Annotated in this window: 17 protein-coding genes and 1 pseudogene; 7 read left to right on the top strand and 11 right to left on the bottom strand. The window is 63.2% G+C overall.

Going from position 1 to position 18,586, the window contains the following annotated elements:
• Window positions 1-338: 338 nt before the first annotated feature.
• Genes GTK01_RS16920 through traA form a run of 3 tightly spaced genes read right to left on the bottom strand, consistent with a single transcriptional unit; the run spans window position 339 to window position 5,330 of the window.
• Window positions 339-1,505: a carbon-nitrogen hydrolase family protein gene (locus GTK01_RS16920; RefSeq protein WP_252928207.1), complete on the bottom strand. Its 1,167-nt coding sequence runs from the start codon at window positions 1,503-1,505 to the stop codon at window positions 339-341.
• Window positions 1,495-2,028 (bottom strand): conjugative transfer signal peptidase TraF, encoded by a 534-nt coding sequence (gene traF, locus GTK01_RS16915; RefSeq protein ID WP_252928206.1) that lies wholly within the window; start codon window positions 2,026-2,028, stop codon window positions 1,495-1,497. Before traF ends, GTK01_RS16920 begins: the two co-directional genes overlap by 11 nt.
• Window positions 2,025-5,330: a Ti-type conjugative transfer relaxase TraA gene (traA, locus tag GTK01_RS16910; protein WP_252928204.1), complete on the bottom strand. Its 3,306-nt coding sequence runs from the start codon at window positions 5,328-5,330 to the stop codon at window positions 2,025-2,027. Before traA ends, traF begins: the two co-directional genes overlap by 4 nt.
• Before the next feature lie 253 nt (window positions 5,331-5,583).
• Here traA and traC point away from each other — a divergent pair, with 253 nt between their 5' ends.
• From traC to GTK01_RS16890, 4 genes are all read left to right on the top strand, one after another.
• Complete coding sequence (traC, locus tag GTK01_RS16905) at window positions 5,584-5,847, top strand: conjugal transfer protein TraC (protein ID WP_252928202.1); 264 nt, start codon at window positions 5,584-5,586, stop codon at window positions 5,845-5,847.
• A 4-nt stretch (window positions 5,848-5,851) separates the two neighbouring features.
• Window positions 5,852-6,067, top strand: coding sequence for a conjugal transfer protein TraD (gene traD / locus GTK01_RS16900; protein WP_252928200.1), 216 nt, complete (start codon window positions 5,852-5,854; stop codon window positions 6,065-6,067).
• Window positions 6,054-7,967 carry a Ti-type conjugative transfer system protein TraG gene (gene traG, locus GTK01_RS16895; protein WP_252928198.1) on the top strand — a complete coding sequence of 638 codons (1,914 nt, stop codon included), beginning with the start codon at window positions 6,054-6,056 and terminating at the stop codon, window positions 7,965-7,967. Before traD ends, traG begins: the two co-directional genes overlap by 14 nt.
• A gap of 113 nt (window positions 7,968-8,080) precedes the next feature.
• Window positions 8,081-8,347 carry a WGR domain-containing protein gene (locus tag GTK01_RS16890; RefSeq protein WP_252928197.1) on the top strand — a complete coding sequence of 89 codons (267 nt, stop codon included), beginning with the start codon at window positions 8,081-8,083 and terminating at the stop codon, window positions 8,345-8,347.
• Window positions 8,348-8,435: 88 nt separating this feature from the next.
• On the opposite strand, the gene GTK01_RS16885 is transcribed toward GTK01_RS16890, so the two are convergent.
• The 4 genes from GTK01_RS16885 to GTK01_RS16870 form a co-directional block, all read right to left on the bottom strand.
• Complete coding sequence (locus GTK01_RS16885) at window positions 8,436-8,753, bottom strand: DUF736 domain-containing protein (RefSeq protein ID WP_119396933.1); 318 nt, start codon at window positions 8,751-8,753, stop codon at window positions 8,436-8,438.
• 589 nt (window positions 8,754-9,342) lie between these two features.
• Window positions 9,343-10,284 (bottom strand): hypothetical protein, encoded by a 942-nt coding sequence (locus GTK01_RS16880; RefSeq protein WP_252928195.1) that lies wholly within the window; start codon window positions 10,282-10,284, stop codon window positions 9,343-9,345.
• On the bottom strand, window positions 10,284-11,216 hold the full coding sequence (locus GTK01_RS16875) for an ArdC family protein (protein ID WP_252928192.1): 933 nt from the start codon (window positions 11,214-11,216) through the stop codon (window positions 10,284-10,286). Before GTK01_RS16875 ends, GTK01_RS16880 begins: the two co-directional genes overlap by 1 nt.
• A 233-nt stretch (window positions 11,217-11,449) precedes the next feature.
• On the bottom strand, window positions 11,450-11,635 hold the full coding sequence (locus tag GTK01_RS16870) for a hypothetical protein (RefSeq protein ID WP_252928180.1): 186 nt from the start codon (window positions 11,633-11,635) through the stop codon (window positions 11,450-11,452).
• Between the two features lie 867 nt (window positions 11,636-12,502).
• Here GTK01_RS16870 and GTK01_RS16865 point away from each other — a divergent pair.
• The gene (locus tag GTK01_RS16865) at window positions 12,503-13,480 is read left to right on the top strand and encodes an AAA family ATPase (RefSeq protein ID WP_252928178.1); all 978 of its coding nucleotides are present in this window, start codon (window positions 12,503-12,505) and stop codon (window positions 13,478-13,480) included.
• Between the two features lie 8 nt (window positions 13,481-13,488).
• Entirely contained in the window at window positions 13,489-15,975 is a 2,487-nt protein-coding gene (locus GTK01_RS16860) for a S8 family peptidase (RefSeq protein WP_252928176.1), read from the top strand.
• A 264-nt stretch (window positions 15,976-16,239) separates the two neighbouring features.
• Here GTK01_RS16860 and GTK01_RS16855 read toward each other — a convergent pair whose 3' ends face one another.
• The 4 genes and pseudogenes from GTK01_RS16855 to GTK01_RS16840 form a co-directional block, all read right to left on the bottom strand.
• On the bottom strand, window positions 16,240-16,827 hold the full coding sequence (locus GTK01_RS16855; RefSeq protein ID WP_252928174.1) for a hypothetical protein: 588 nt from the start codon (window positions 16,825-16,827) through the stop codon (window positions 16,240-16,242).
• A 503-nt stretch (window positions 16,828-17,330) separates the two neighbouring features.
• Window positions 17,331-17,648 (bottom strand): hypothetical protein, encoded by a 318-nt coding sequence (locus GTK01_RS16850; RefSeq protein WP_223006695.1) that lies wholly within the window; start codon window positions 17,646-17,648, stop codon window positions 17,331-17,333.
• Window positions 17,645-17,845, bottom strand: a complete 201-nt coding sequence (locus tag GTK01_RS16845) for a hypothetical protein (RefSeq protein WP_252928172.1) — start codon at window positions 17,843-17,845, stop codon at window positions 17,645-17,647. Before GTK01_RS16845 ends, GTK01_RS16850 begins: the two co-directional genes overlap by 4 nt.
• Window positions 17,845-18,159: pseudogene (locus tag GTK01_RS16840) on the bottom strand (hypothetical protein); the annotation flags it as partial. The gene GTK01_RS16845 and the pseudogene GTK01_RS16840, both read right to left, overlap by 1 nt.
• A gap of 1 nt (window position 18,160) precedes the next feature.
• Here GTK01_RS16840 and GTK01_RS21115 point away from each other — a divergent pair.
• The gene (locus GTK01_RS21115) at window positions 18,161-18,472 is read left to right on the top strand and encodes a hypothetical protein (protein ID WP_371924383.1); all 312 of its coding nucleotides are present in this window, start codon (window positions 18,161-18,163) and stop codon (window positions 18,470-18,472) included.
• Window positions 18,473-18,586 lie beyond the last annotated feature (114 nt).

Raw genomic sequence — 18,586 nt, 5'->3', positions numbered from 1 at the left:
AAATCTCCACCTGACGCCCTGTTTTTGCTGCGTGAGTTCGAGGGCTAAAAGATGACTTTTTTGTTCATCTTTTAGATGCACAACGGCTGCAGAAAATCAAGGAGCATGCGTGATCAGATCCGAGCCTTCGCAAATGCTCTTCATGATCGGGTTGTACTTTCCATTTCGGCTTGGTTCGCGCCATCTAATTTCTGCGAGAAGACATCGCCGCAGGTAGCGTGGTCCCCTGATGCGAACCGTACAGCCCGAAAAAACAGAAATTCGCAGTTCCTTGAGGCTGAGGCAATTTGCATAGCGACACGGGGTGCGGATAGCTCAGCGCCCATTGTCTGCTCCTCTCAGATGTTGAACGCCATGATAAGTGGAAGATCGAAGAGCCGCGCCCAGGCAATGGTTGCTGACTTCTGAATAGCGACGATGCTTGTGCCGTCTGTCCACCAGCCGTTTCCCGTCGCCACAATGATGTCGGGTGCGTAGAGTGCCGATTGCAGGACGGGCCAGACAATCAGCTGCTCATAACATATCAGCGGCGCCAACCGCACACCGCCGGTTTCGACGATCGGATTGGCGAAGAAGTGCGCGCGCGCGCCGCCGGACTCGCCAATCAGCGTTAGCCAGGGCTGCCACATTGAGATTGGCACCGGCATTCTCTCTCGGTAGAGGATGCGCGCTCCTTCGCCCGAGATTTCGACCATGACATTGTCATAGCCCTGCCCGTCAACCAGGATCGCTCCGGCATTGACGGTGACGTCGACTCCCTTGAGTTCACGGACCCAAAGGCGTTCAACGGTCGGCGACCACACACCGGCGGCACCCTCGGGCAGTACCACGATCTTGTTGCCCTGGGCCGCTGCCGCCTTTACTGCGGCGATCGTCTCGCGATGCTGGAACAACTCGGCATATGTGCCGCGCTCACCCCCGAATTTCGTATCGACACCGATCCAGCCCTGGGGCAGGCTGGGCTCCGTCCAGGTTGCGGCGGACCAGACAAACGCTCCTCCCCAGACGAGCGTTGCGATCGGCCAAAACTTCGTTGTCATGGCGAGGAGGCCGATCGCGGCCGCCACGAGGCCCCACCATCCCCAGCCCGGGAACACGATCCCGGCCGCCGTGATCGGATGCGCCCAACCCACGATTCCGAAGGGCGGCACGCTCATGAGGATTACCGCGGCGGCATATCGAAGGGTTCGTCCCGTCCCGGGCCGCGATGTCCACAGCACAGCATGCACGGCGACGAAGGCGAGCGATGCGCCAAGCCAGAGCGCGAGACCTTCGGCGATCCCGCTGCCAAAGTAATTGACAACACCCTGTGGCAGACCGCGTGACGCGGCGAGGAAATATCCCGCCGACACAATTCCGGCCGCGATCCGGGAAGGAGAATTGGCCCACAGGACGGGAAAGGCGAAGGCGAGCGGGAGGGTGAGGGGATTGCCGCTCCATGCGATTGCTCCGGCGGCAACGGCAAGCACCGCGAGCCCGATGGTCTTTGCGGCGTTAGGGATCACTGGTAAGGACCGGACGCGCCAGGCCGAGGACACCGGCGATCGGGACCGGCCCGAAATATCTCGAGTCATATGAACCTGCGAAATCAGAGTGGAGAAAGATGTGATCGGGCGGGACGATGCCGCCGGGGTAGCGAAGAAGCGCCCTTCCCTCGGCGTCCGCCGCGCGCAGCTCGGAGCCTGCGAGCGGCATTCCGTCGACGGAAACGGAACCGGCGATCTCCACGCGCTGTCCCTGCATCGCAGCGATGGTCTTGATCAGCGGGCTCAGCCATCCCGGGCATAGCCCCGAATGCAGATATCCCCGCAGCCGCGCGAGTGTGAATGCAGACGTTGGCGGCGGACAGATGATGACCAGGTCGCCGACAGCAACCTCGCGATCGAGTGGCACGATCCGCCAGACTCCGAGCGGATAGCTCGGCGTAAGATTAATGCGCAGGCCGCCTACATAGCCGAGGGCTAACAGGCTGATCACGGAAGTGGCGCCGATCCCGAGAATTGCGAGCGCGCGACGCCTGCGGGTCATTTGAGCACCTGGGACTGACGCTGGCTCTGACGCAGCGCCTCGGTTTCCTTGAGCGCCTGGACGGTGCCCTCGTGGGCCGCGAGCTGCTGCGCCGTGCGCATCATTGGCCAGGCCGCTGCGAGCTTTTCGCGTTCGGCCGCTGGCAGGCCGAGAGCTGCCTTGCTGAACACGGCGCCTTCGGTGTCCCGCGCGGCATTCGATAGCAATGTGCGTTCCCCGAACCGTTCGGAAACCGCCTTGTTGAAGCCGTCGATTTCGGCTTTGGCCATGCGATCGGCCAACGCGAACCCAAGTGCTGCCGAAAGATCATTGCTGTCGATCGCGTCGCGCACCTTTTCGAGCACGACGCGCGCAGCGGGTGAAAGCGCGGGAATATCGATAGAGACGCGATGGCGCAGCGCCGTTTCATCGGCCTCGAGCCTGCGCGTGGCCGCTTCACGCAAACGCAGGTAGCGCTCAATCTCGCGCCCGAGTGCCGGGATATTGGCCTCGGCCTCACGTCGTGCCTCCCGTTCCGCCCGGCCCGCCAGCAATCCTTCACGGCCACGCAGCGAACCGATCGAAGCGGGTTCACGCGCGAGCTGTCCGAGACGCTCCGATGCTATTGCGGGATCGGCGAGAATGGCATCGAAGCGCAAGGCGCGAAACGCCGCCTCCGGATCGGAAAAGACCAGACGGAACCGGTCGGAGACCTCCTCCCACTGTCTGGCAACCTCCTTTTCCGCGTGGACCCTCTCGGCCGCGACGTCGGTAATGGATTTGGCGAATGTGGTGACGCCCTTGACCATCGGCGCGGCCTCCATTTTCGATTGGACGGCGGACAGGGTGGTGTCGAAGAGGCCGATGCGGGTGCCGACGGCGCGAAGCTTTCGGCCGAGATCGGCAAGGCGCCGCTTCTGGCGCAGCGTCCATTCCAGCCGGTCGCGAGCGAGTGTGCGGGCGACCCGCATAAGATGAAGTCCACGGCTGTTGGCGAAGCTGAGCGCCTGCCGGTAGAAGCGTCCGGCGGCATAGTCGAGCGTGGTTTCCTTGGCGTTGCGCCGCGACAGGAGCCTGTCGAGCCCACCCGCGATCTGGAACGACCGCGCGCCGTAAAAGAGCTGGAGGTCCTCCCTATGCCGGGTCATCGCCACATAGGTCAGATGCCGGTCCAGCGAGAGCGAGGCGAGCACTTTCACGCGATCGACGGTCGCGCCCTGGCTCTTGTGGATCGTGGTGGCGTAGCCGAGATCGAGATTACGATAGAACCGCTCCTCGACTTCAACGCGGCGCTTGTCCGCACCCTCGCCGATCTCGGCGACGATCTTGCCTGGCCCGGCTTCGACCACCTTGGCAATCATGCCGTTCTTGACACCGAGCGCGCCCTCATTCCTGAGGAACACGATCTGGTCACCAGCGTCGAAATGCCGTGTTCCCTCTTCCGTTTGAAACGTGAAGCCCTCGCCGACGATGCCGCGCACGACCAGCTTTTCGCGGGCGAGACGGTTGAGTTCACGCACGTCGCGACGCAGATTGGCCAGGATGAGCGTGGACTTTTCGGGATCATATTCACGGTTCCAGGATGCGATCAGACTCTCGACCGCCTGGGCCTTCAGCTTCTCCCCGATCACCATGCCGTGGCCTCTATAGGCCGAGAGCGCCGCCGTCACATTGCCGCGCGCCAGATCGAGCGAGGCGGTGCGCATCCAAGCGTCCTTCTGGCGGTAGATCGTCTCGAGTTCGGCATAGCCGGTACGCTCGACGATGGCGCGGAAGGCGGCACCCGCCTCGATCGGCTGGAGCTGTTCGGCGTCGCCGACCAGGACGAGCTTGGCGCCTGCCCTCGAGACGGTCTCGACGAATGTCGCCATCTGCTTCGAGGCGACCATGCCGGCCTCGTCCATGACGAAGATCGTCTTGTTGTCGAGGCGGTTGCGTGCCTCGTTCCAACGCAGTTCCCAGGATGCCAGGGTGCGGGACGGGATTCCCGCTTCCGTCTCGAGGCCCTCGGCCGCCTTGCCGGCAAGCGCGCCGCCGACCACGGTGTAGCCTGCCGCCTCCCATGCCTCGCGCGCCGCGCGCATCATGGTTGTCTTGCCGGCGCCGGCGCGGCCGACAACGGTGGCAATCCGCGCGCCGGAGGTCACGTGCGCGATGGCCGTGCGCTGCTCGTCTGAAAGACGGTCGTGACGCGCGAAAACGTCGGCGACAATCTTCTCCCGGACGCCGAATCCCTTCGCCTTCCCAAGCGCGGACGCGCGGGATACCATCTCCGCTTCAAGGCGGATCAACTCGCGCGTGGTGAGCTTGTCCGGCAAGCGCGCACCGGTCGCGAAATCGACGGTCCCGGTTTCGAGACGAAGACAATCCGGGCTCTGAAGAATCCGCGCCAGGAGCTGCTGGAACGCTACCGGATCGTCGATATAGCGATGAAGCACCTTGGCGATGTCGCGCTCGTCGAAGACGCTCTTTTCGCGGCTGAGGAGATCGAGCACGATCTCCGGCCGGGCCTGAATGCGCTCGGCGTTCACCGCGCGCGCAGCCGCATGCGATGCGAGACGTTCGAGGCTGGTGTCCCTGCCCTCGCGCATTGCCCTGCGCTCGATCGCCTTTGCGCCCGGGCCGATATGGGTTGTGGGCACGAGATCGATGCCGCGCTCCGCATAGGAACGTCCATCGACGCGGATCTCGAAACCGCCCAACGCGAGGTGCTGGTTCTGGAGATCGAGCCAGCGTTGCCGCTGCTCAAGGAACTCGGTCTTCTCGCCGGCCCAGAGACGATACTGGATCTTGCCGGTTTTCGTGCGGGCCGCCTGGCCGTCAGCACCGATCACGGCGACCTTCTTGCCTCCGAAGCCGCTCTCAGTCAGCGGGCGCAGCGTCGTCATCAGATGCACATGCGGATTGCCCGGATCGTCGTGATAGACCCAATCGGCGACCTGACCGCGGCCGAGCACCTGCTCTTGGACGAACTGGCGCACCAGGGCGATGTTCTGCGCCTTCGACAGCTCCACCGGCAGGGCGATGATGAACTCCTTGGCGAACTGCGCGTCGGCGCGTTGTTCGAACGCCTCGACCTTGTTCCAGAACGCTTCCGCGGCGCCCGCGACCGAACGGTCCGCGATCATCTCACGCGCCCACTTCGGCGCATTCCCAGGAAGCAGGAATTCCTCGTGAGCGAGATTGCGCTTGCCCGAATAGTCGACAGCCCTGGCCTCGGCCGCATGCTCCATCTTCGCGCAGTGGCGGTAGGCGGCCGACAGCACGGCACTGCGCCCGTCAGCGCGTCCGATGATCTGGGGCGTGAAGTGTGTGATGGCCACGGTGTCAGCAATCCCGGCAGTTGAACGACATGCGTTCCGCAGGCCACGCCTCCCCTGGACCGGGGGCCGGGCGCGGAACGTCGCGTCAGCGACGTATTACTGCGCCCTTGGAGGCATTCCTTCGGAACGCCGGGATGATCTCTCAAAGCGTCGGCTTCGCCGACCCGTCATTTCTGCCGGGTCGCGCTGCGCGCGATCCCGGCCGATCCTCACCATCGCCACAAAGCGAATGGTCGAGAAGGAGACGACCGAAATGAAGAAGCCGTCATCGAAGATCAGGGAAGAAATCGCCAGGTTGCAGGAGCAGCTCAAGCAGGCCGAAACGCGCGAGGCCGAGCGCATCGGACGGCTCGCGCTCAAGGCCGGTCTCGGCGATATCGAGATTGACGAGCGCGCGCTCGTGACTGCATTCGAGGAGCTCGCGACGCGATTTCGCAAGGGGTCCGGACGGGCGACCAGGCCCGCGTCCGCGCCGGTCGCGCCTGGCGCGGCTCGGGGGCCGTCTGGCGAGGCTTGAGCGGATGCGACAGGCAAGGCAGTCAGAGGCGCGCAAGAAAGATACGCGCGAGAAGATCCAGCTCGGCGGGCTGATCGCCAAGGCCGGGCTTCGCTACGAGAAACGCGCACTGCTGCTCGGCCTTCTGATTGACGGCGCAAGCCGGATAAGGACCGACCAAGCCGAGCGCGCGCGGCTGATGGCGATCGGGATGAAGGCGTTCGCCGATGACCCCGACTAAGCTCGCCTTGCTTCTTGCCCCGGTCATCATCATGACGGGTGCCTGTCTCGCCCTGACAGGCATAGAACACTGGCTCGCAGGCTTCGCCCGCGCGCCGGACGCGCGGCTGATTCTTGGCCGGATCGGCATCGCGCTGCCCTACGCGGCAGCAGGCGGGACAGGCGTCGTCTTTCTCTTTGCGGCCAGGGGCGCGATCTCGATCCGGCGCGCGGGCTGGGGAGTCGTCGCCGGCACGTTGGTGTTGATCGCGATCGCGACGGTCCGCGAGATCGGCCGGCTCGCCGGATTCGCCGCAACGGTGCCTCCAGGCACATCGATCGTCGAATACACCGACCCCGCTACACTGACAGGGGCGGTCGTTGCGGCGGTCGCCGGCGTGTTCGGTCTGCGCGTCGCTCTGCGCGGCAATGCCGCTTTCGCGTCGGCCGCGCCCCGCCGGATCCGGGGCAAACGTGCCATCCATGGGGAGAGTGAGTGGATGACCATCTCCGCGGCCCGACGCCTCTTTCCCGAGGCCGGCGGCATCGTCGTCGGTGAGGCCTGTCGCGTCGACAGGCAAGCGGACGGCAGGCGCGGTTTCCGCGCCGACGACCGCGAGACATGGGGTGCTGGGGGGAAATCGCCGCTGCTGTGCTTCGACGGTTCGTTCGGCTCCTCGCACGGGCTGGTCTTCGCCGGGTCGGGCGGCTTCAAGACCACCTCGGTGACCGTTCCGACGGCACTCAAATGGGGCGGCGGGCTGGTCGCCCTCGATCCATCAAACGAGGTCGCGCCGATGGTGATCGGGCACCGGCGCAAGGCCGGCCGATCGGTCTTCGTGCTCGACCCGAAGGAGCCGGGCACCGGCTTCAACGTGCTTGACTGGATCGGGCGGTTCGGTGGGACAAAGGAGGAAGACGTGGTGGCGGTCGCCACCTGGGTCGTAACCGACACCGCTCGCCAGGCATCGATCCGCGACGACTTCTTTCGCGCGTCCGCGCTTCAGCTCATCACCGTGCTGATCGCCGACGTATGCCTGTCGGGGCATACGGAAAAGGAAGACCAGCATCTGCGGCAGATGCGAGCCAACCTCTCCGAGCCGGAGCCCAAACTGCGCGAGCGGCTGCAACTGATCTACGACAATTCCGAATCCGCGTTCGTCAAGGAGAACGTGGCGCCCTTCATCGCCATGACGCCCGAGACATTCTCCGGCGTCTACGCCAATGCGGTCAAGGAGACTCATTGGCTTTCCTATCCGAACTATGCCGCCCTGGTTTCCGGCGACAGCTTCTCGACCGACGATCTGGCGGATGGCAACACCGACGTGTTCGTCAATCTCGATCTCAAGACGCTCGAAGCGCATCCCGGCCTGGCGCGCACCGTCATCGGCGCACTGGCCAACGCGATCTACAACCGCAATGGCAAGGTGAAGGGCCGCACGCTGTTTCTGCTCGATGAGGTCGCGCGGCTTGGATATCTTCGTATTCTCGAAACCGCGCGGGACGCTGGGCGCAAATACGGTATCAGCCTGCTGCTCCTGTTCCAGTCCATTGGGCAGATGCGTGAGACCTATGGTGGGCGGGACGCAGCGAGCAAATGGTTCGAGTCCGCCTCGTGGATTTCTTTCGCTGCAATCAATGACCCGGAAACCGCCGACTACATTTCGCGGCGCTGCGGCAACACGACGGTCGAGGTGGAGCAGCTCAGCCGGACTTCGCGCATGTCGGGATCGTCGCGGACGCGCTCGCGGCAGCTCTCCGCGCGGCCGCTGATCCTGCCCGAGGAGGTTCTGCGAATGCGCGCCGATGAACAGATCGTCTTCACGGCCGGCAATCCGCCGCTCCGATGCGGCCGCGCCATCTGGTTCCGGCGAGAGGATATGATCTCGGTGGTCGGGGAGAACCGGTTTCAACGGACCTAGCCAGGGACGGTTCTCAAAAAGAGCTTCCGGCATCAACGGCATGAATCGATCAGCCTTGATCGATTCAGAAAATGCGTTGGACGATGCTTCCGCGTCGAGCGAGACTTCCGGACATGAACGAACTCCATCCGGTTCATCTTCGTCGCATCGACCCATCGCAGAACATGCGGCGGTTCTACAGCCTTTCCGTTCAGCCCACATTGTTTGGAGGAGTGTCCCTCGTGCGTGATTGGGGTCGGATCGGAGCGCGCGGACAGTCGATGATCGAAACCTTCGATACACCTGCCGAGGCCGGCAATGCGATGACGCGGCTCGAACGGAGGAAGCGGCGCCGGGGCTATCTCGACCCGCATGCCTCGCGGAGCGGCAGGCGGGAGTGAAGTGGACGATTGGCGTCGAATGTGGCGGCCGCCGTTTCGTCGACACAGAAACGGCCCCGCTTTCTCGGCGGGGCCGTTTGGGACCTCGTCAGTCCCGATTGCCGTTGGGGCGGGACCAGATGAGCTGCACGCCTTCCTGGCCTTCCACCTCGATCAGTGTGGCGTAGATCGGAGCCGGGAAGCTCGGGTCGTCCAGCTTGACCGAAAGGTAGTCGCGTTCGGTCTGCTTGGCCTGTTTCTGCCACGCCGCACCCAGCTCAACTGCACCCGAGAAGATGCGGAAGTGCGGTCCGTTCTCGGAAGGGTTTTCGACGCGCTCGAAGCGGGCCTTGACGTTGAGCGTGAGGGTCTTGATCGCTCCGGTGAAGCCGTTGCGGGTGGTGGTGAAGGTGCCGATATTTGCCATTGTCGTGTTCCTTTCGAAGTTCCGAGCCGCGCCCGTCGCGGTCTCGATGGCTGTCGAAAAGATCGGGAACGACCGGCACGCACCTGGAAGGCCGCAATGAAATGGAGGACGGCCGGGAGGAACTTTCTTGGTTCGTGAGGAATGCGAACGTCAGTTCGCAGGGGAAGAAAGTTCTGGACGGGCGTTGCGAAATGCCGGGCGAGGCAGAGCTGATTCCCGGTCAGACATGCCCCATCGAGGCCGCGCCAGGCGAGGCTCCAAGACATCGAGATGAAGGGAACATGACCATGGCGCCGACCCCGGAGCCATTGCTATTCCGCGACATCCGTCGGGGGGATCAATCGCACGCTCGACGCTGGGGACGTTCACGGCAGGCCGCCACGCCTCCAACCGGGCTCTATTCGCTCGTTCTCGCGCGCGACGAGCAGTGCCGTGAGCAGTCGGCCGAAGCACATAACCATCGCCGCTACCGTCCTCCGCTGGTCAGCCAGCCTCGGCAAAATCCCGTCTTCGGCATCCGTTGGAGGTCCGCAGCCCGAGGCCCACGATATCCCGCGACCTGACGGCATTCGGAAAGATCGAAGACTGCCTAGACTCCGCACATGCCCTCGCATTCGTTCGGCCATAGGTCGAGTTGCCCGTGGTCGGACAGCGTCGACAGATCGGCTTCGTCAAGAGGGACGGCGGACCGATGGAGAAAGACCTCTCCCCGAATTCCACGCAAACCCGTCCTGATGGCTCGATCGACCTCGACCGCATCGGACCAGGCATCGGCATTATGATCGCGCATGGTACGCCAGCGCGCATTGTCGTGAAACGGACAGCCGATGCAGGCCGATTTCGGCGGTTCGGGGTAATCGTGGCGGCGCAGCCAGGCGAGGCAGTCCCGCCGGCTCATCCGCATCTCGATCAACGGCCAGCGGTTGACCTGCCAGGTTTCGCGGCTCGGCTTCACGCGCATGATCTCATCGCACGAGATTCCAATCCATTGCTCGACAACGGCATGGTCGGGCGAGCGCTTCCGGGCGAGCCCCGCAAGCTCCCTGACTTTCCGCCGGATCGGCACGATCTTGAAATCCGTGGTGCATTGACGCCGGATCATGCCGATGGAAACCGTGTCGCGTGTTGTGCGCCGTGTGGAGACCTCGACGAGTTCGCCGGCCGCATCCTCGTCTAATACGGGCACGGCGGATCCCATCGGGGTGACGGTTTTCGCGAACGCCGGAATCGATGCCCAGCGTTTACCCTTTGCCGCTCCCATGAGCTGATCACGTATGTTGCCCGCCGAAACGACATGGACGGGAAACGGCAGGACGTTGGGCGATCGCAGCCAGTCGAGATGGTCATAGACCGAATTCGGTTCCCAGCCAGTATCGGCGAATATGGCGCAATCGGGCATCGGACCGATCTCCCCATGGGCGGCCATCAGTGCCATCGTGGTCGATTGGACGCCGGCGCCGAGCGATAGCACGCGCAGCCGGATGGCGGAGGGCTCAATGCCCTCCGCAGCAGCATTCGAAAAGGAAAGCATCAGGCCGCCTCCAACCGTCCCGTGCCGGCGGCGGAGGGCTGCAGACCGTGCAGATAGGTCACGGCCCGTTGCGCATGGGCGGCGGCCTGAAAGATTGCCCTTCGGTCGTCGGATAGGACTCGCAACCAGCTCGCCAAGTAGGACGCATGGTCCGGCCGCGGTTCGAGCTCGGGGACGATACCGAGGTCCGCGCAAAGCAGTGCCGAGCCGATCTCGGCGACGAGCTCTTCGCGCGCGCGCTCGGTCTTGTCCCTGGCATAGCGGCTCAGATCGCGGCCAACCCGATCGGGCCTCGAGGTCCAGTGGACTGTTTCGTGACTGAGCACGGCGACGTAGGATTCGGTGTCCCGGAATGCCTCGAAGGGCGGCATCTGGATGTGATCGCTTGCAGGCGCGTAGAATGCCCGGGCGCCGCCATGCCGGATCACGGCCCCGGTATTGGCGAAGAACCGGTCGGCATGTTCAATCCGCTCGACAGGATCGATGACCTTCTCGGGCCGGTGGTAGTAGTGATCGGGAAGCCCGTCGATCTGATCGCAATTGAAAACCGAGTACGTCTTGAGAAACGGAATATCGCGTTCCAACTCCTCGCCCTGCGCGTCCGTCTCGGTTTTCGTGAACCGGCTCGCATAGACGACCGTCGCGCCGGTTTCGCCCTTGCGGACTTGTGCGCCGATCTGCGCCGCCTGCCGATAGGTCATCCAGAGCGGCGCGGTGAGTCCGCGCGCCAGGCTCTCCGACCAGAGCAACAGGACGTTTATGCCGGTGTACGGTTCACCGGTGTGGCGCAGCGGTCGGGTGATACGTCCGTCGGCATGGCCGGCTCTCCAGGGTTTCACCCATGGCCGCACGCCCTTTTCCAGGTCGGCAACGATCTTTTCCGTGATGCGTGCGTAGATATCGGTCTTCGCGCCCTTTTCTTTCCTGCTCATTTCAACCTCCGTATCTGGAGGCCGCGCCGATCGCGGCCCCGTCACGGGGCCGGTTCAGGCGGAGCTTCAGGGCGCGCCTGCACCCGCAGGGCCGGACCGAAGGGAAGGACGGCGCAAGCCGTTGCCGGCGCGGCCGGCTCTGCCCAGGCCACCACCGGGGCGGGCCGCGGTCGGGCGAAACAAGCGCGGCGGCGCCAGGCGCCGCCGCTGCGGACAGTGACTGGACGGCCGGTTCAGTGAACCGCGTGTCCACCGGTGTAGGGATCGTATTCGAAGAGAATGTCGACCTCGGACTCCTCGACTTCATCGGCGGGCAGCACCCCGTATGCGTCGTCGGACTGGAAGAGAACCACCGGGGTCATCAGGGTGCGGGCGAGTCTCCAGGCGTGTTTCTGGGCGAGGGAAAGATCGTGCGACATCCGAGGGCTCCATCGTTGGAGCGGGCCAATTCCCGCTCTGATGGCTCCGTCAGTGTGCGGCAAGCGGACGCGATCACCGTGAAGGCGTCAGCCAAACGGCCGCAGCCTTGCTAGCGGACCCTTTAGGGGTTGATCGTGGAAGTTCCGCGGCCGCACCAGGAATGCCATCCCTCAAGAGCAGGATTGGATCGTCCTCAAGGGGTGGAGCCCGATGCTGCGCGTTTTCGTGCAGGGGGCACGCACCGGCGCTTCAGGCGGCACCCTGCTTGCCCGACCGCTGCATCAGTTTCAGAGCTGACGTGTGGCGCTCAAATGAGAGGAGCGCATTGGCCCGACATTTAGATGCCCGGAACAACACATCGATCGTCGTCTGTGGGGCGTGAATGGACCGGCGGCTGTTCGGGAGCGAGGCTCGGACTGCAGACATTTGCTTGCCTTCGAAATACAGAGCGAGTTCGAATCTCGTCCGGCGCCATTTACGAACAAGACTGGGCACTGCGCGCGGGACCGCTCCATTTCTCAGTAAGCGGTGTCGGGGACTTTCAGGACCGGGATGCTGCGGATAACAGTAGCGTGATGGTCAGGCCTTGCCGCATGCTCAGCGTCTTGTGAAGTTCTTATATTCGGATTTGGAGGCAACGATGTTTTAATATCTATTTGTAAGGCGTTGATACAATACTACTCGCGCGGAATCTGATTTTTACATATGAACCGTATCTTAAAAATGTTCCACAACCGGAGCCGAATAGACATACCAGACCGCGATCCGCGCTTGCGCGTCAAGCGGTTTTGCGACATCAGTCGGCTGATCGTGTTCGTGGCCCGTTCCTGTCAGGCGTATGGCCGAATTAACGCAATGGACCGGATATGACGGCCTCAAAGCATCTCATAGCGCTCCTGAAGAGCCACATCGCTCGCGATGACGATCAGTTCCTGTCCATCGCGATGCAGGTGGCTGCCCATGAGGCGCGCAAAGGTCACGGTCAGGTTGCCCAGCAATTGCGGGCGCTCGTCGATCAGGCACGCAGCGGCAAGGTCGAGCGGGCGCGCAGGCCGGTTCCTATCGCACAGCCTAAAGGCGATCTCGCCGCGCTGGTATCGGTCAGTTTTTCAGAGACGCGGCTTGCCAGCATGGCTTTGACCGACGAACTGGAGCTGCGCCTCAAGAGAGTGCTTACCGAGCAGCGCCAGCAGCACAAGCTGGTTGAGCGGGGGTTACAGCCGCGGCGGAAGCTTCTCCTTGTAGGCCCGCCCGGGTCCGGAAAGACCATGACCGCCGGCGCCCTGGCCGGCGAGTTGCATTTGCCGCTCTTCACTGTCGTCTTCGACACCCTGATTACAAGGTTCATGGGCGAGACCGCCTCTAAGCTGCGGATCATATTCGACGCGATGACCGAAACGCGTGGTGTTTACTTTTTTGATGAGTTCGACGCGATCGGTTCACGGCGATCCGAGCGCAATGATGTCGGGGAAATCCGCCGCGTCCTGAATTCTTTTCTCCAGTTTCTGGAGAAAGACGACAGCGACAGCCTCATCATCGCCGCCACGAACCATGTGGAACTGCTCGACCCGGCCCTGTTCCGGCGCTTTGACGACGTGATCCAGTACGGCCTACCCGACGAAGGTGTGACACTGAAGATTCTTCAATCGCGGTTGGTCGGTTTTGAAGCCGATAAGCTTGACTGGGGCAAGGCTGTCGAGCTTACCGCGGGTCTAAGCCAGGCCGAAATCTCCCGCGCGGCTGACGAGGCCGCAAAGCGGGCGATACTGTCCGATCGCAGCAATGTCACCGACGAGGACTTGTCAGTCTCCATACAGGAGCGGGGTTCGGCAGCGCATAGGTAAGGGTACTGATGCCGAACGGGGAACAGCGGAATCTCAAGCACATTTATATTGCCGGTAACGGGCGGCGGGAGCAGTTCACGTGGCCAAGAGGCGGAGGCGGTGAAGTTGTGCTTCCGGCGCGCAATCGCGCGCAGCATGCGGCTCGGCTGGAACAGGCGTTGACATCCGCGATTGCCGCCGCAGCCGAACAGGCCGCAGCGCGCAATCCGGACATTGCCGGCGGGCAGGCCGGCTTCTATCTCGAATTTGATATAGGCAAAGAGCAGCGTGCGCTGCTCGACAAGCTCGAAGACAAGCGTGGCAAGGATCATATCGAGCTGGTGGCTGTGCGGCCCGCAGAGGCCGATCCGGAAACGCGCTTGTCGGCCACGGTGTTCGTTCCGGAGGCCAAGCGGGAACTCTACCTCAAGAAGGTCGAAGATTATCGGACGCAGGAGACGCCAACTGGCAAGCCCAAGAACCAGCCGCTGGTCGCTTCCTTGGAAGACGTGCGGCTTGCTCATGCCCGCTCGCTCTTCACGGATGACATTCAGCTGTTTCCGGCGGCAGGACAGCAGGCCTGGTGGGAAGTCTGGTTGCGCACGGGAGGCCGGCCCATCCTTGAACATGCGGCGAACATTCTCGATATCGTGCTGAGAGAGCATGTCGTTCGTTTCCCCGAGCGCGAGGTCGTGCTCGTGCTCGCGACGCCCAATCAGATCGGCATGATCGTAGCCAATACCGACGCCATTGCCGAACTCCGGCTCGCAAGAGATACGCCATCCGTATTTCTGGCGATGGACCCTGCTGAGCAGCGAGACTGGAGTGACGAACTGACCGACCGGTTGGAAGTGCCTGATGCCGACGCGCCATCAGTGTGCATTCTCGACTCCGGTTCGACGCGGATTCACCCCCTGATCGAACCGGTCCTCGATGCAGGAGACCAACAGTCATGGAACGGGGTTTGGCCGGTGGAGGACACGAGCCCCACATGGCGGGGACACGGAACGAAAATGAGCGGTCTGGCCCTGTATGGGGACCTTACCAATCCGCTTGTCAGTGCCGATCCGATCAGCCTTAGCCATGCGCTGGAGTCAGTTAAAATCTTGCCGGATCAGGGGGGCAATGATCCCGATCTGTACGGATACATCACGGCGGAAGCGATCAGCCGCGCCGAAATACAAGCACCGGAGCGTTCGCGGGTGTTCTGTCTTGCCGTCACCAGTGCGGGCGATCATTGGCGCGGGCGTCCGTCTTCATGGTCTGCGGCGCTTGATGAGTTGGCCTATGGCGAAGGAGAAGTTCAGCGCATTGTTGCTGTTTCGGCAGGCAACGTGAACGCCCTTTATCCGGCAGCCGAGTATCTCGATCAGAATGATGCGGCGCCGATCGAAAGCCCGGCACAGGCGTGGAACGTGCTGACGGTGGGGGCGGTGACTGAGAAATGCACCATCACCGGTGCGACCTTTGCCGGCTGGAGCCCGCTGGCCGCTGTAGGCGATCTTTCGCCACTCAGCCGGACATCGGTGCCATGGCAACATGAGTGGCCGATCAAGCCGGATGTTGTCTTCGAGGGTGGCAATTACGGGGTCAATCCTGCAAACGGCGACAGCGATCATCTGGATGATCTCACCTTGCTGACGACGAACAATCGTTTGCAGGCCGGTTACTTCAACGTCATCGCGGACACGAGCGCTGCAACTGCCCTAGCTTCTCGCATGGCAGCGCAGGTATTGGCCGACCGGACGGAGCTTTGGCCCGAAACGGTCAGGGGGCTGATTGTTCATTCCGCTGACTGGACTCCAGCCATGCGCGGACATCTTCCGGTTAATCCGAAACAGAATCATAAACGCGTGCTGCTGCGCCGTTACGGATACGGCGTGCCTGATTTGGCCAGGGCGATCCGTAGCCAGAACAATGATGTCACGCTTGTGATCGAGAATTCGATGCAGCCCTTCTTCCTGGACGGCTCAACGATCAAGACACGCGACATGATTTTCCACGATCTGCCGTGGCCGGTGGAAACGTTGGAGGGCCTCGGTGAGGAACAGGTCGAGCTGCGCGTGACGCTGAGCTATTTCATTGAGCCAAATCCGGGAGAGCGGGGCTGGACGAAACGCCACCGCTACGCCTCGCACGGTCTTCGTTTTGCTGTGAAGCGGCCCGAAGAGGACGTGGATACCTTCCGTGGACGCATCAATGCGGCCGCGCGTGAAGAGGAAGACAGCGCTTACGGCGGTGGACAGGACGATGGATGGGTCCTGGGGCCGCGCCTTCGGGATCGGGGTTCCCTTCACTCGGACGTTTGGGAGGGTACGGCTGCCGACCTTGCCAATCGCCACGGCATAGCGGTATATCCGACCGGCGGCTGGTGGCGTGAGAAAAAGCGTCTCGAACGCTATGACAGGGAAGTGCGCTATGCCCTCATTCTTACCCTGCGCGCGCAGACGACCATCGATCTCTATACCGAAATCGCCAATGCGATCAGCGTAGACGTCGAAGTGGAAACGGCCTAGATGGCGAGCTAGGGTCGAAACTCATCTGACCCAGAACGCGATGAAGCTTGCGAGGGCCACAGCGGACAGGAAGTTGTGGGCGAGCCTGTCGCACCAAGAGTGCGTTCATCATTGCCTCCGTCGTCGTCCACAACGGAACGAATCTGATGTGCTACACGCCTTCAAAACCCTGATTGGGTTCGGGTCAACGCACGAACGCGCCATAGAACGGGCATACACGCGGACCTGTTTTGATGGGCGGAGCCGGAGCTCCGCCCGAGCCGCTCAGCCAAGGGCGGCCATCTGCATTTCGGCCGCCTTGCGATCGACGGTCTGGCCGGGATTGTCGACATGGCGTTCGAAGGGCTTCCAAGCTTCGCCGACGACCTCTTCGTAGGCGGCCACCACACCTTCGGCGGCGCAACGGAGCGCGTGGGCCTGAATGCCCATGTCGGCCGCGAATTCGCGCTTGCGCTGGGCGGCGCTGTCGAAACCGACCGGACCGTCGAGGTCCGCGTCGCGGTCGTCATTGGCGTTTCTGGCCGTGGCATCGCGGGCTTCCGATACCGCCCGGGAATAGAATTGACCGGCGCCGTGGGCTGAGCCGACATAGGAGCCGACGATCCGCTGGAGATGGATCTGCATGGCGCGTTCGCCGAGGCCTTCGTTCAAGGAGTCGGCCGTGTCAATGATGATCTTGCGATGGAGTTCGCGGATGCCGTCGCTGTCGATGACGGGGAGGCCGAAGCTTTCGGAGATGAGCGATGCCTGAGCGCTGTCGGGACAAGCGAGGCGGACCATTTCGAGGGAGGCGCCCTTGCGGAGCTGGACGACCTTGCTGGATTGACGGCTGGAACGAGCGGTTCTGGTCATGTGAGAGTCCTTTCCTTCACGGTCTTTCCGAAGGCCCGAGCCGGCCCCTGCCGGCCCTCCCTTCGGGCGCGGTCCAAGAAAGCCGGCGGAAGAAGGAGGCTTCAGGGTCCGTGCGGACCAAAGCCGAGCGGACCAGCCTTGCGGGCAAGCAGGGCTTATTGCCCTCGCGCCGTCCCGCGGGGCTGGTTTGCCGAGGCTGGTGCGCATGGCCGCTCCGCGGCGCGCCAGCGGCCTTGAAGGCTCCGGCCGCCGGTTTAGGACCGAAGCCAAAACCGAAGGGAGGCCGGCAGGGGTGGCCTTCCACCGAAGCTGACCCATGAAGGAAATGACGATGACTCGGAACCGCACGCCCGTCATCCCGAGTGGCTGGACACCCCAGCATCCTTGCGGCCGAACACTGCTGTTCTCGCTTCTCTTCCTGACGATGGCGGTCGCACACGCCCGACGAGCGAGCTCACGTGACAAGGCATCGATCGCATCAGTTCCTTCGACATCTGCAGGTATCAGCCGACAGGCGCCTTGCATGCGGGATCGGTGCGTTGATGGGCGGATCCGAGCCGTTGATCCGCGCTTGGCTCTCGCGCGGCGTTCCATTCGGGAAATGGCGTTGCTCCCGGCATGTAGTCGGCCGGAATTACGACAGGTGCCATCGATGCGGCGAGGTCCTCGCCGGCGACGGCCCAGTCGAGTATCGTGCCGGCCGCCGGAACAGCCGCTGCACAACGGTCGAGGCGGTTCTCCAAAGCAGCTACGACAGCCGAACGGGGACTGGCGGCGCGCGTGTCGACGAGGATGTGTACCGCGACGAGATAGGTGGTCATCGGTTGGGTTTCCGTGCTGGATAGTTGAAGCGTGGCGCGCGGATCGAGACGAGCACAGCGCGCTTCCAGGCATCGGCGCCTGTGAAGCGATGGCGATGCCGCGTGTGTTGGACGACAAGACGGGGATGTGCGCCCTCCATCCCGAACACAGCCTGCCAGCCGAAGCGGACCGCCATGGCCTTCCATGGAATCGACATCACCGTCCCCAGGCGACAAAGCTCGAGGGTCCGCCATAGGAAGCGTGGCGCGCCGGATCGACGACGAAGCCGAAACGGCCGACCTCGTACTCGCTGGCCGGGACCAGAAAGCGCCGGCGCTCCATTCCCTCACCTCGGCCACCACCGAGTGTGGCGATCACCTCAACGAAACCATCGTGGTGCTGTGACCTGATCGCCGACACGACGACCCAGTCACCGGCATGCCGCGCCTCGAACGTCCGGCGATCCTTCTCGCGGGATTCGCCAGGCTGCAGAACGGTTCCGAAGATCGGCGGCCTGGCGGCTGGTCGTGACATGGACGAGCTCGGCCTCATCGCCGGGGCGGTCGAACACGAGGACGGAGCCGATGGCGGGCCGTTCGACCACCGTGAAGGCGAGGTCGCAATCGACCGAAAAGGTCTTGAAGACCCGCAGGACGATCACCGCCTTGCTGCCGAAATCCCCTTCGTGAAGCGTGATCGCGGCCGGTATCGTGGTTTCACCGATGCGTGTGCCGGCCTGTTTCCTGACGAGCCGGCCGGTGTTGTTGCGACTTTCCCAGGCCCGCAGCTTGCGCCGATGGCGCTCCGGGGGGGGGCCGCAGGCTGCCGTCAGAATAGCGGATGATCGCGCCCATCGGCACGTGGTCAAAGATGAATTGCGCGGACACAGTGTGCTCCTGTTCTTGTTTGCTGAAACGAAAGCGCCGCCGGGGTGGACCGGCGGCGGGTCAGGCATTCG

Origin of the sequence: Aliihoeflea sp. 40Bstr573, from assembly GCF_024105655.1 — a bacterium.
Taxonomy (GTDB): domain Bacteria; phylum Pseudomonadota; class Alphaproteobacteria; order Rhizobiales; family Rhizobiaceae; genus Aliihoeflea.
Note: the sequence above shows the minus strand (reverse complement) of the source record. Positions and strands in the feature narration are given on the sequence as shown.